We start from the raw sequence: 13,017 nt of genomic DNA, 5'->3' as shown, positions 1-13,017 counted from the left end.
GGGCTTTACAATAGTAAGGATAGAGATCATTGCCGATGAAATAAAAAAACTTATATGGTAGCTTCTAACTTTTCCCCTGTAAAACTGTCCCCTGATGCAGCTTCAGTTAAAAAAACTGGAGCTTTCGCACTTATGGATAGCCTTCACCGTCATGGTGTGGAACATATTTTCGGTTATCCGGGGGGAGCAATTTTACCTATCTATGATGAACTATATCGCTTTGAAGCCAGAGGAGAATTAAAACATATCTTAGTGCGCCACGAACAAGGAGCATCCCATGCCGCCGATGGTTACGCCAGGGCAACAGGTAAGGTAGGGGTATGTTTTGGCACTTCAGGCCCTGGGGCGACCAACCTTGTAACGGGCATCGCTACGGCCCACATGGACTCTATTCCCATGGTAATTATTACAGGTCAAGTTCCCCGTGCGGCTATTGGTTCTGATGCTTTCCAAGAAACTGATATTTTTGGCATTACTTTACCCATTGTTAAACATTCCTATGTGGCTCGTCACGCCCGTGATATTGCTTGGATTATTGCCGAGGCGTTCCACATTGCTAGTACGGGACGACCAGGCCCTGTGTTGGTGGATATTCCTAAGGATGTGGGTTTAGAGGAGTGTGATTATGTGCCTGTCAATCCGGGAGATGTGAAGTTAGCTAGTTACCGGCCTACGGTGAAGGGAAATCCCCGCCAAATTAATGCGGCCATCGAGTTGATGAGTACGGCGAAAAAGCCTTTGTTGTATGTGGGTGGTGGAGCTATTTTAGCTAATGCCCACGAGGAAGTTAAGACGCTGGCCCATCGTTTCCAAATTCCTGTCACCACTACCTTGATGGGATTGGGCGCTTTTGATGAACATGATCCTCTCTCGGTGAGTATGTTAGGGATGCACGGCACTGCCTATGCTAATTTTGCGGTGACTGGTTGTGATTTGTTGATTGCGGTAGGTGCTAGATTTGATGATCGGGTGACGGGTAAGTTAGATGAGTTTGCTTCCCGTGCTAAGGTTATTCACATTGACATCGATCCTGCGGAAGTGGGTAAAAATCGCCGTCCTGATGTGCCGATTGTGGGGGATGTGCGTCAAGTTTTAACTCAAATTTTGGATCGTTTGGATGAGTTAAATTTACCTGAGGAAACCATCACTCAAGATTGGTTGGCAGAAATTGAACGATGGAAACGGGATTATCCTTTGGAAGTTCCTCAACCTGAAGGGGCTTTGTCTCCCCAAGAGGTGATTGTGGAGGTGGGCCGTCAAGCTCCTAATGCTTACTATACTACCGATGTAGGACAACATCAAATGTGGGCGGCTCAATTTTTACAGACTGGGCCTCGTCGTTGGATTTCTAGTGCGGGATTAGGCACGATGGGTTATGGGCTTCCTGCGGCCATGGGTGCTAAGGTGGCTTTGCCTGATGAGGAGGTTATCTGTATTAGTGGGGATGCTAGTTTCCAAATGAATCTCCAAGAGTTGGCGACGTTGGCTCAGTATAATATTAAGGCGAAAATTGTCATCATTAATAATGGTTGGCAGGGCATGGTTCGTCAGTGGCAGGAGACTTTTTATGGGGAGCGTTATTCTTCTTCTAATATGTCCACAGGTATGCCTAATTTTGAACTGTTGGCTCAGGCTTTTGGGGTTAAGGGTATGGTTGTTCGTAGTCGAGATGAGTTACAAGGGGCGATCGCCCATATGCTCAACCATGATGGCCCTGTTTTAATGGATGTTCAGGTAAAATCCAATGAAAATTGTTATCCCATGGTAGCCCCGGGTAAATGTAATGCTGAAATGTTAGGTTTGCCAAAAGAGCCTCCTAATTTCGGTTAATTTTGTTTAATTCTCCCTCTCCATGGAGGGAGTTTTTTTTGTTTTTGGACTAAATTCGCTGGGTAAACAATGGACAATTAACAAATGAATTATACCCAATCCGATCTAAAAAATATATCATCACTCCCTTTGCAATGAATTATATCTAGTTCGGATAATTCGTTATCAATAGATTGTATCTTCGTATCCTCACCGTGTAATGAATTACACGGCTAATAGTAGTTCGTTCAATAAATTGAACTATTCTACCCATACTCCTCATCTGCCATACTCTCCATCACCTGAAACCTCACTCTAATGTGTAAGTAATCAAGCGAACTTGATATAATGCCTACAACCTACACTTAATTAAGCTCTATCTTATTTTTCTACAATTCTAAATCCTGCGTGTTGATAAAAATAAGGGCGAAACCAGTTACGATAATAACGGGTGGCTTCTGCACCATTGGTAATCCACGCACCGCCCACTAACAGATAATGACGATTATCGAAAAAGGGTTGGGAATAGTCTTCATAGAGAAAATGGGATTTAAAACCAGATAAAGGAGTAAATTTATCTCCTAACCATTCCCACACATTACCCCTAATATCATATACTCCTCTTTGACTGTGAGCGATTTTAATGCTTCCCACGGGGGTAGGAGATTGATAATTCAGATTGAGGTTATAGTTATCTATATCATCGTTACCCATAGAAGCCAAATGCCATTGCGCTTCACTCATCAAAGCATATTTTTTACTTCTTTTTTGGCTTAAATAACGACAAAATGCGATCGCCTCATAGTGGTTAACCTCCACGGGATAATCTAAAGGTAAATCGATGTAATCAAACATAGCTCGATATTGATAACCATCATCTGTTTTCAGCCAAAACTTAGGATGATGGCGATTTTCCTCAACCAACCATGCCCAACTTTTCTCATTCCAAAAACCCTTATTTTCATAACCCCCCTCATTGACAAAATCCAAAAACTCATAGTTAGTAATCATATATTTACTAACCAAAAAACTATTAACTTCCTCCCCCCTACTACCAAAATCCACATCCCAACCGTAGAGAAAATCATCATCCTTTTTACCCAAAACCACCTTACCACCACCCACCAAAACCATTTCATTTGCTGGAGGTTTACCCAAAGAAGGCGCATAACTCCAACTATCAGGCTTGGCTAATAAATGAGGAGGTAACTGGCGAATCAACATCGAAGAAGTTTCAATATGAATCCTCTGATGTTCCATACCCATTACAATAGCCCACCATGGACTATCCATAGTTATGGGTAAAGATAAAGGAGTATTATTAATTACTTTGATAACAGTTTGATAAACTTGGTTACGATATGCCCACACATCCTCGAGGGATTGTTGACGAATATGGGCAAGGGTTTTTTGTAACTCATCGGGAAATTCTGGATCAACCCCCATTTCAAAAAGCCTTTCATAATCAGGGTTTATCCTTTGGGTTAGTAACCCCACCATGACCAACTTATTAATATAAAATACCGCAGAATGTCCCAGATAAAAAATTAAAGGATTACGCAACGGATCAGGATTAAGATAATAAGTATCACGGCTCAAAATACTTTTAAATAAAATATCTTCCTTTTGCCATCCCCACTCCAGATAATTGATAATGTCTTCCTTGGTGCAAGAGTTGAGGGGTAATAAAGGATTATTGATCATGGCTTTAAATTATACTTTTCTTTTATGTTATCCGTTCAAAGATGCCAGTACAATGAGAAAAAACAGATCAATTAAATATTGTGCAGTTACAACAGGTAATTATTGCCTACAAGGCAGGGGATAGGGAGAGTAAAAAATGGGCGGAAAGATGCTCCCAAGAATTAGAGGCTAGGGGTTGTAAAGTTTTACTAGGGCCTAGCGGTGTGAAGGATAATCCTTATCCTGTTTTTTTGGCTTCTGCCACGGATAAAATTGATTTGGGTATTATTTTGGGGGGAGACGGCACTATTTTGGCGGCGGCAAGACACCTCGCCCCTGAAGGGATTCCCATGTTGGCGGTGAATGTGGGTGGGCATTTAGGTTTTTTGACTGAACCTTTTTCTTTGTTTAAGGATACCGAGCATCTTTGGGATAGGTTATCAGCTGATTTGTATGCGGTGGAAAGAAGGATGATGCTTAAGGCTCAGGTTTTTGAGTTGAATCGAGGGCAACCAGAGGCGGTGAGTGATGATTTTTATTGTCTCAATGAGATGTGTATTAAACCTGCTTGTCTGGATAGGATGCCTACGGCTTTGTTGGAAATGGAGATTGATGGGGAGGTAGTAGATCAGTACCATGGAGATGGTTTAATTATTTCTACCCCCACGGGTTCTACTTGTTATACGGTGTCGGCTATGGGGCCTATTATTCATCCTGCCATGAGTGCGATCGCCGTTACCCCTATATGTCCTCTCAGTCTTTCTAGTCGCCCTTTGGTGTTACCTGCCGGTTCGGTGGTGAATGTCTGGACGTTAGGGGATTATGAGTTAAATAATAAGTTATGGATGGATGGGGCGCTTAGTACCGCCATTTGGCCTGGGCAATGGGTATCGGTACGTATGGCGGAATGTTTTGCTAATTTTATCATTCTACGGGAATCCCATTCTTTTTATAAAACCATCCGAGAAAAGTTGCAATGGACGGGCGCTAGAATTTCTTCTGATAACAATCATCGTAATTAACTTGGGTTCGAGATAAAATTTTCTGGTTAAGGGGGCAATGGGCAATAGTCGTGATATTGTTTATAATCACCGGTTTTGATCATGAAAATATATTTCACACTGTAATTAAGCAACATCACACCTCTAACCTACAGCCCAAAACTGATATTACTCATAACCCATTATCCTAAATTGAGATGAACTCTATTCGTCTTGACACAAAAAAAATAAGGAGCGTCTCTCAAGCTCCTCATCCTTTAATGTAGTGTTTAAATATTATGTGCGATTGCAACTAACTAGAAAGCTATGGTGAAAAAGAAAATTTGTTCTTATAGGTTAGTTAACCAACCGATTAAACCTTGACCAGTCAATAACTCAAAGCCAATTAAGGAAATAAAACCAATCATTGCTAAACGACCGTTTAATTTTTCAGCATATTTATTGAAACCGAATTGTTGACTAGAATCAACGTACATTTTAGGCTCAACGGCATAGTTGTTTAAACGACCTTGATCTTCTGTTACGTATGTATTAGTGCGACTATCCATAAAAGTTATAATTTGTTATATATTGCGTATATAAATAACTATAACATAATATAAACTTTTGTAACAAGTAATTGACATTCGGTTTTTCTTCGGTTAGCCGTAATTGACTGCTTATACTAAATCCGTGGATCAAAGTTCAATTTATTTAACGACCAACTTTTAGGCTTGTAATGTCAAGTCCGCTTGATTACTTACAAATTAGAGTGAGGTTTCATGTGATGGGGAGTATGGGAGATGAGGAGTAAGGGTGATGGGGGGTAAAGGTAGAATAGTTCAATTTATTGAACGAACTACCATTAGCCGTGTAATGAATTACACGGTGGGGATACAAAGATACAATCTATTGATAACAAATTATCCGAATTTGATATAATTCATTGCAGAGCGAGGGATGAGATATTTTCTAACCATCTTGTCATCAATGGTAAGGTTATCAATTTATGGTTCAATTCATTGAGCTAAAGTATATTTTGATTTAGGGATTTAGTGTGAAATGATTTTGATTATATTTTTCAGTGAAGAATGTTTATTATAACTTTATAATCAGTAAATATACGGTACAATTTAATAAAATCGTAGTTAACTTAAACAAAAAATTTTTTACTAATTCGTCGATTAAAAGAATAAAACCATTTCCATTACTAACTATAATGACTATATAAAATGAGTATCACTTGTCCAAAAATCTTAATTGTTGATGATGATATTAGTATTGGTAATTTAGTCAGTCGTTTTTTACAAAAAAAAGACTATATCGTTGAGTATGCCAATAATGGTAAAACAGCAATAAACATTTTTGGCGAATTTAAACCTGACTTAGTCATTTTAGATATTAATTTACCCGATACCTTAGGTTACAACTTATGCACCGAAATGCAAAACACTAGCGATGTTTTTGTGTTGATGCTCACCAGTCGTACAGATTTGGAAGATAAAAAAAAAGGTTTCATTACGGGGGCAGATGATTATATAACCAAGCCTTTTGATTTAGAAGAATTAGAATTTAGAGTACAAGCAATTCTTAAAAGACAGAGAATTGTTAAATCTTCTCCAGAAAGTTTAATTACCATTGATAATTTAATTATTAATCCTGAAACCAGAGAAGTCAAAATTAATGAGCAAGTAATCACTCTAACAACTTTAGAATTTGATTTACTTTACTTCCTTGCTAATAATCCGGGGAAAGTATGGCGTAGAGAAGATTTAGTCAGCCATGTATGGGATAACAATCCCATTGGAGATAATCGGGTTGTTGATGTGCATATTGGACAAATTCGTAAAAAAATAGAGAAAGACTGTAATAATCCCCATTTTATCCTTACGGTTAGGGGAGTTGGCTACAAATTTGAAGTTTAAATCCGACTATAGATTATTGGGTAAAGACATTTGTAGGTGTTTTATTAAAGTCTCATCAGGTAAGGCGGTTTTGAGATGACTCCAAGGCAAAACCTGTTCTAACTCCCAATTTTCATGGACATAATAATCTAAACTGGGCAGTTGTCCTTTTAATTCTTTAAATGCTCGTTTATAACTACCTAGAGTATCTCCATAAATACGAGTTAATAATAACAACTTACTTAAGCGGCGATCGCCCCTAGACATTAACCCTTGAATTACAGACCAATTATAACTCTCTGGGCGAAAATCTACCCCTGCCTTTGCCAGATTTTTTTGTAAATACTGTAAACGCTTTTTCGACTGCTTATTCACCCCAAACCATTGGAAAGGAGTATGGGCTTTTGGCACAAATGTACTGCAACCGAGGGTAGTTTTTAACCGTGGAGAAGCCTTTTTAACCGCCCTCATCATCTCAATGGTAGCATCCAAATCACTATTATCCTCTTGGGGTAAACCCACCATACCATAAAACTTAATCGCCCTTAAACCACCCTTTTGCGCATTAATAGAGGCTTGGATAATTTCGTCATTTTCCAACTTTTTATTAATCATTTGCCGAATTTTTGCCGAACCACTTTCAATGGCGATGGTAATGGACTTAGTATCCCTTTTCGTAAGGGTTTGAGCCAATTTTTCCGTCACCGTATTGGTGCGCACGGAGGCAATACTGAGGCGTACATCATCATATTTTGGTTGCATGATATAGTTTAACAACTCCTCAAATTCGGGATGTTGTGTCACCGATGCCCCCAATAATCCCAAGCGGTTAGTATATTTTAAACCCCTTTCAATGGCAGGAATTAACGAACCTTCTAAACTAGCGGTACGAAATGGTAAAGTAAGATAACTTGCCAGACAAAAACGACACATTTCGGGGCAACTGCGCACCACTTCCACCATGAAAATATTTTCCCATGCCGCCTTTTCTGTTACCACCGTAGAAGCAGATAAGACATTGCCTCGATAGGTTTGTTTTTCCACCACCGCAGGAATACGCTCATCAATGGGGGTAATAGATTTGATTTTTCCTGTTATATTCTCGTATTCTACATGGTATAAATTGGGGCAATAAATACCGGGGGTTTGGGCTAAATGGATTAATTTTTCTTGTCTATTACTATTCCTAATTTCTTGGAAACTATCTATAAAATTATCAATTAAATTTTCTCCATCTCCTAATAAAATAACGTCAAAAAATTCTGCAAAAGGTTCGGGATTAGCTGTTAAAACAGGGCCTCCACCAAATACTAAAGGATGATTTTCGGTTCTATCTTTGGCATAAATAGGTATGTTTAATTTTTCTAATAAATCGAGGATATTAACATAGTCTAATTCCCATGAAAAGGAAAAGCCTAATATTTCAGGATGACGGGGTAATTTTTCCTCAATGTCGGTAAATAGACGAGTTACTTCTACATCTTCACGGGTGCTAAAGTTTGCCCAAATTAATTGATAACCAAGGCTAGTAATACCTACGGTATATTCATTGGGAAAGGCGTAGATAAGGGAGATGGGGTTATGGTTTTTAGATGTCGGGGTAAAAAGTAGTTTTTCTGAGGAAAATAAATCCATGTTTTTTAATTGATAATTGATAGTTGATAATTGATAATCATGATTAAATAAAGTTATTTTTTTGAGAGGGCAATTTATAGAAATATAATTTATTTCAGGCAAGGGGTAAAAGTTTTAGGCAAGGGGCTTAAGCCCCTTGTTAAATAAACGGATTTATCATGCTAAGACTTCAGAATTATTAGGAGTTTCATCGGTGGATAAAGAGGGGCGTAATATCATATATATCAAAGTACCAAATAAGGGAATAAAGGCGATCGCCCTGAGGACAGGATTATTAATATTACGTCTTACCAAATCATCTTTAATAAGTACAGGAAAAAGTAAACATAATAGACAAAAATCAAGGCTCATTACATGGATAAATTTACTATGTTGCCATTGATAAACAAAATCACTAAAGTTACCATCTTTTATTCCTGATACCACCAATATAGTAGTACCAATTATAAGGGCGATCGCAGTTAATTTACTTTCAACAATTTTGATAAATATTGTCTTTTCCCCCACAAAAGTAGTATTAGATTCCCGCAAAGCAAAATAAGGCAAGAGAGAAAAAGCACCGAGGAAAAAACTACCTACCATAAAAGGAGTCACCATCAATTTTTGCCCCCTACCATCCACCAAAAGTAAACAAGCATAAATCATCGGCAAAATTCCCATCAGATTAAACAAGCTGATAATATAAGGGTTGATACCATCCCAATTACCTTTAGAAAGATTAATGATTAAATCCATAGTCTCAGGATTATCAGGAGGGGCAAATAAAAATCCGTAACCAATAAATAAAATCCAAATACTAAAAAAAACAATTTTATTAATCATAATAAAAAAACAAGATTAAAGTCACTTTAATTGACAAAATGTTAGAAATTATTTCATAAAAATATATAATTGAACTAAAAAAATGATTTAATATTTATCATATTTATTAAAATTTTTACCCCCTTCAAACTACTTTCAAAGAAAAAATTATCATTAATATTCCTCAAAATTAAAGAATTTAGACCGGAGAAACAATTTTTGTTTACAACTGATTACCTGAACATGATATAAAGCTAAAATTAAATCTCAATCCAGCAAGACAAAATATGAAATTTAATCGCAGTACCATATTACTAAGTATATTTGCTGTTAGCCTTGCCTCCGTTATTTATCTTGTAGAAATTCGTCCTCAATCTAATGTAACAAACAATGACAACGAAAATTTAATACCACAGGAAAACAAACTTTTCTCCTTTGACACAGAGCAAATAAAAACCATCACCATTGACCCCCCAGACAGGCAAGAAAATAGTCAAACCCTGATTTTTGAAAAAACCCAAGCAGAAGTTCAACCATGGCAAATGAGCGCCCCAGAACAAGTCAAAGCCAACGATGCCTCCATCTCCTTTTTATTAAACCTTTTTCCCCAAGCCACCAAAAAACCAGAAATTCCCATGGATGAGGCTAACCTATCCGAATATGGCTTAGAAACCCCCAAAGCGATAATAAGCATAACCTTAGATAATGATGAAACCTACCAAATTAACATTGGAGGTAGTAACTTCGACAACAGCCAAATCTATGGTTTAGTCAAATTTCCTCCATCTGCCCCCCAATCCGAAGGAATATTTCTCATGTCCAAAAGTTTTCAATATGTCGTAGAAAGGCCGTACGAAGACTGGAAAGAGTTAAACAATTGACAATGAACCATGTACAATTAAACTTATATTTATCGTGTTTGGCTTACCATAAATTGTCATAAACCATAATAGACAATTTTTCTTCTCCCCACTTGCGTCATCTCGGTACATATAACCTGACTATTACATCTCAACTAATTATGTTTAACCTCAGAGACGCACTTTTTGCCTTCGTTATCCTATCGATTCTAATTTTAATTGCTAGGTGGATAAAACAAAAAGCCCGTTGGATTCAAACCCTATACCTTCCAGAATCTGTAGTAGCAGGATTTTTAGCCCTCATATTGGGGCAAGAAGCATTGGGCGCCCTCATCACCAACCTAGGGGGAGAAAATGCCCTTTTTGCAGGGGGTTTATTTAGTGAGCCCATTCGTACCGTTTGGCAACAATCCCCCGGGGTATTTATCAACGTTGTCTTTGCCGCCCTTTTTCTGGGGGAATCCATACCTAATCCCAAGCAAATTTGGAAAAAAGCAGCCCCTCAAGTAATCTTTGGGCAAACCTTGGCATGGGGGCAATATGTGATCGGAATTTTACTTACTCTTTTAATCCTTGTGCCAGTATTTAATATGAATCCCTTGGTAGGTAGTCTCATCGAAATTGCCTTTGAGGGGGGGCATGGCACGGCCGCAGGAATGGAACAAACTTTTATTGATTTAAACTTTCCTGAAGGGGGAGATTTAGCCCTCGGATTAGCCACCGTTGGTATCGTTTCAGGGATTATCACAGGAACATTATTAGCTAGTTGGGGTAGGAAAAAAGGACATATAAAAACCTTTAATAAAGAAGGTCAAAAGTTTTCCACCTACGAAGGTTTATCGGCTTCAGAAATTAAAGAAAAAGAAGAAAGAATCAGATTAAAAAGAATTAAACTCTATCGTAATCTATTAATTGATCCTCTTTCTTTAAATTTCGGTTTTGTAGGTTTAGCCATTGGTATTGGTTGGTTAATTTTAGAAGGATTAAAACTCATTGAATCAGCAACATGGGGGGCAACGGGGTTAACGTTGATGAATTATATTCCCCTTTTTCCCATGGCTTTAATTGGAGGAATAATTGTTCAAATTACCCTAGAAAGAATTGGCTTAAAAGAATTAATTAATCGTCGTTTAATGAATAATTTAGCTGGTTTAGCCCTTGATATTGTGGTGGTGACGGCCTTGGCTTCTATTTCTTTACAAGTATTAGGAACAAATATTGTTCCCTTTTTATTACTAAGTATTGTTGGTATTATTTGGAATCTTTTTGCTTTTATATTTATTGCACCAAAAATCATTCCTAACTATTGGTTTGAGCGTGGTATCTGTGATTTTGGTCAATCTATGGGGGTTACTGCCACAGGAATTTTACTTTTAAGAATGGTTGATCCTGAGAATAAATCGGGTGCTTTTGAAAGTTTTGCTTATAAACAATTGTTTTTTGAACCTATTGTGGGAGGTGGTTTGTTTACGGCTGCCGCACCTATTTTAATTAATGAGTTTGGCTCTTTATCTATTCTTTTATTAACTACTGTAATACTTGTTATCTGGTTGGTGTTAGGTTTTTTCCTTTTTGGTAAAGATTCTAAACAAGCACGAATTGCAGAAAAGATTAATCGATAAAATAAAATCTAGTTAAAATTAATTTTGTCTATAAATATCCTTGTGGTCAAATTATATGGGTTATTCTAAACTGGTTTTTATTGCTTCTTGTTTCTGTGGGTATTTAGGCTTAAATAATTTCAGTTTAAGTCCAAGGGTTTTGGCTTTGGAGGTAATAGAAAATAGTCACAATTCCGAGGAATTAAATCAAGAAAATTTTTTGTTATCTCAGTCTGAAAATGATCAAGTTGTGGCGACGAGTATCAGGATTGAGGGTAATTCTATTTTTGGAGGAGAAATTGCCCAAATTATTGATTCCTATGATGATCAAGAATTTACTAACGAAGATTTGGAAAAAATTAGTGCTGATATTACTCAGTTATATCTCAATGATGCTTATCTGACTACAAGGGCTTTTGTGGCGAATATAGATGATGATGGGGTGGCAATTATTCGGGTAATAGAAGGGGAAATTCAGGAAGTAGAAATTGAAGGGGTGGAAAGATTGAGGGGTTATGTGCTAGATAGAATTGCCCTTGGTACTAAAACGCCTTTTAATTCTGATAAATTAGAAGACCAGTTGAAGTTATTAAAATCTGATCCTTTAATCGATAATATTGAGGGTAGTTTGAGAAGTGGAGATGGCATTGGGCAAAGCATTCTCAGTGTGAGGGTAACGGAGGCAAATCCTTTTTCTGGCTCGGTGGCTATTAATAATTATTCTCCCCCAAGGGTGGGAGATGTGCAGGGGGATATTGATTTACGCCATGGCAATGTGTTTGGTTTTGGGGATGCTTTTTCGGTGTCGTTTCGTCCTCGTTTTGAGGAGTTTTTGAGTACCTATGATCTTACTTTTGCCTATTCAGCGCCCCTTAATCCCATGAATGGCACTCTGGATACAACGGTAAGTTTACAACGAAATCGCATTGTTAGTGGCCCGTTTGAGGTGTTGGATATTAGTGGTAGTAGTGAGTTTTATGAGGTGAGTTATCGTCAACCTTTGATGCGCACTCCGTTGGCAGAATTTGCCCTTTCTTTGGGGATGAGTTATCGCACGGGGCAAACTTTTACTTTTCAAGGGCCTACTCCTTTCGGTATTGGGCCAGATGAAAATGGTATTTCTCGGACGAATGTATTGACTTTTGGGCAAGACTATGTTAAAAGAGAGCAGTTTGGGGCGTGGGCGGTGCGATCGCAATTTAGGCTTGGTATGGGCTTATTTGATGTTACCACCAGTGAAGCGCCGAATAATCCTGACGGTTACTTTTTTGCTTGGAGTGGGCAGGTGCAAAGGGTGCAACTATTGGGGCGAGATCATTTTTTGATTATTCAAGGGGATGTACAGTTAACGGGGGATGCCCTTTTACCCTCGGAACAGTTTAGCATTGGTGGGGGTCAATCTTTACGGGGTTATCGGCAAAATGCGAGATCAGGAGATAATGGTTTTCGTTTTTCCATTGAAGATAGAATCACTATTTCACGCAATGAGGCGCAGGAGTCGGTATTACAATTAGTGCCTTTTTTTGATATGGGGGCAGTGTGGAATGTGTCGAGTAATCCTAATTTTTTACCTTCGCAAAATTTCCTTGCATCTCTTGGTATGGGGTTGATTTGGCAACCAAAACAAAATATTTATTTTCGTCTTGATTATGCACCCCCGTTGGTAAATTTGGGCGATCGTACTGATAATATTCAAGATGATGGTCTTCATTTTAACATGAGGTATAATTTTTAATTTGACAAC

General features: G+C 38.0%; 10 protein-coding genes. 6 read left to right on the top strand and 4 right to left on the bottom strand.

What is annotated here, in order from left to right; all coding sequences use genetic code 11:
• Positions 1 to 132 precede the first annotated feature (132 nt).
• Positions 133 to 1,830 (top strand): biosynthetic-type acetolactate synthase large subunit, encoded by a 1,698-nt coding sequence (gene ilvB / locus IQ215_RS00240; protein ID WP_241735215.1) that lies wholly within the window; start codon positions 133 to 135, stop codon positions 1,828 to 1,830.
• A 360-nt stretch (positions 1,831 to 2,190) separates the two neighbouring features.
• On the opposite strand, the gene ovoA is transcribed toward ilvB, so the two are convergent.
• Complete coding sequence (gene ovoA, locus IQ215_RS00235; protein WP_193799316.1) at positions 2,191 to 3,513, bottom strand: 5-histidylcysteine sulfoxide synthase; 1,323 nt, start codon at positions 3,511 to 3,513, stop codon at positions 2,191 to 2,193.
• An 80-nt stretch (positions 3,514 to 3,593) separates the two neighbouring features.
• Here ovoA and IQ215_RS00230 point away from each other — a divergent pair, with 80 nt between their 5' ends.
• Positions 3,594 to 4,514, top strand: coding sequence for an NAD(+) kinase (locus IQ215_RS00230; protein ID WP_193799315.1), 921 nt, complete (start codon positions 3,594 to 3,596; stop codon positions 4,512 to 4,514).
• 308 nt (positions 4,515 to 4,822) lie between these two features.
• Here IQ215_RS00230 and IQ215_RS00225 read toward each other — a convergent pair whose 3' ends face one another.
• Positions 4,823 to 5,041, bottom strand: a complete 219-nt coding sequence (locus tag IQ215_RS00225) for a chlorophyll a/b-binding protein (RefSeq protein ID WP_069790582.1) — start codon at positions 5,039 to 5,041, stop codon at positions 4,823 to 4,825.
• Between the two features lie 663 nt (positions 5,042 to 5,704).
• On the opposite strand from IQ215_RS00225, the gene IQ215_RS00220 reads away from it, so the two are divergent.
• On the top strand, positions 5,705 to 6,397 hold the full coding sequence (locus IQ215_RS00220; protein ID WP_193799314.1) for a response regulator transcription factor: 693 nt from the start codon (positions 5,705 to 5,707) through the stop codon (positions 6,395 to 6,397).
• Positions 6,398 to 6,403: 6 nt separating this feature from the next.
• Here IQ215_RS00220 and IQ215_RS00215 read toward each other — a convergent pair whose 3' ends face one another.
• Positions 6,404 to 8,011: a B12-binding domain-containing radical SAM protein gene (locus tag IQ215_RS00215; RefSeq protein ID WP_193799313.1), complete on the bottom strand. Its 1,608-nt coding sequence runs from the start codon at positions 8,009 to 8,011 to the stop codon at positions 6,404 to 6,406.
• 156 nt (positions 8,012 to 8,167) lie between these two features.
• Positions 8,168 to 8,833 (bottom strand): DUF2834 domain-containing protein, encoded by a 666-nt coding sequence (locus tag IQ215_RS00210; protein WP_193799312.1) that lies wholly within the window; start codon positions 8,831 to 8,833, stop codon positions 8,168 to 8,170.
• A gap of 266 nt (positions 8,834 to 9,099) precedes the next feature.
• Between IQ215_RS00210 and IQ215_RS00205 the strand changes: the two genes are divergently transcribed.
• The 3 genes from IQ215_RS00205 to IQ215_RS00195 all read left to right on the top strand — a co-directional run bounded on the left by IQ215_RS00205 (position 9,100) and on the right by IQ215_RS00195 (position 13,008).
• The gene (locus IQ215_RS00205) at positions 9,100 to 9,693 is read left to right on the top strand and encodes a DUF4340 domain-containing protein (RefSeq protein ID WP_193799311.1); all 594 of its coding nucleotides are present in this window, start codon (positions 9,100 to 9,102) and stop codon (positions 9,691 to 9,693) included.
• 140 nt (positions 9,694 to 9,833) lie between these two features.
• Complete coding sequence (locus tag IQ215_RS00200) at positions 9,834 to 11,294, top strand: sodium/glutamate symporter (protein WP_193799310.1); 1,461 nt, start codon at positions 9,834 to 9,836, stop codon at positions 11,292 to 11,294.
• Between the two features lie 55 nt (positions 11,295 to 11,349).
• Positions 11,350 to 13,008, top strand: coding sequence for a ShlB/FhaC/HecB family hemolysin secretion/activation protein (locus IQ215_RS00195; protein WP_193799309.1), 1,659 nt, complete (start codon positions 11,350 to 11,352; stop codon positions 13,006 to 13,008).
• Positions 13,009 to 13,017: the final 9 nt, after the last annotated feature.

It is taken from the genome of Cyanobacterium stanieri LEGE 03274, assembly GCF_015207825.1.
Lineage (GTDB): Bacteria > Cyanobacteriota > Cyanobacteriia > Cyanobacteriales > Cyanobacteriaceae > Cyanobacterium > Cyanobacterium stanieri_B.
This window is presented reverse-complemented; position numbering and strand designations above follow the sequence as displayed.

Excerpts from the sequence above, each read along its gene's own strand:
- ilvB (WP_241735215.1), top strand. The coding sequence starts at position 133 with ATGGATAGCCTTCACCGTCATGGTGTGGAACATATTTTCGGTTATCCG.
- ovoA (WP_193799316.1), bottom strand. The coding sequence starts at position 3,513 with ATGATCAATAATCCTTTATTACCCCTCAACTCTTGCACCAAGGAAGAC.
- IQ215_RS00225 (WP_069790582.1), bottom strand. The coding sequence starts at position 5,041 with ATGGATAGTCGCACTAATACATACGTAACAGAAGATCAAGGTCGTTTA.
- IQ215_RS00220 (WP_193799314.1), top strand. The coding sequence starts at position 5,705 with ATGAGTATCACTTGTCCAAAAATCTTAATTGTTGATGATGATATTAGT.
- IQ215_RS00215 (WP_193799313.1), bottom strand. The coding sequence starts at position 8,011 with ATGGATTTATTTTCCTCAGAAAAACTACTTTTTACCCCGACATCTAAA.
- IQ215_RS00210 (WP_193799312.1), bottom strand. The coding sequence starts at position 8,833 with ATGATTAATAAAATTGTTTTTTTTAGTATTTGGATTTTATTTATTGGT.
- IQ215_RS00205 (WP_193799311.1), top strand. The coding sequence starts at position 9,100 with ATGAAATTTAATCGCAGTACCATATTACTAAGTATATTTGCTGTTAGC.
- IQ215_RS00200 (WP_193799310.1), top strand. The coding sequence starts at position 9,834 with ATGTTTAACCTCAGAGACGCACTTTTTGCCTTCGTTATCCTATCGATT.
- IQ215_RS00195 (WP_193799309.1), top strand. The coding sequence starts at position 11,350 with ATGGGTTATTCTAAACTGGTTTTTATTGCTTCTTGTTTCTGTGGGTAT.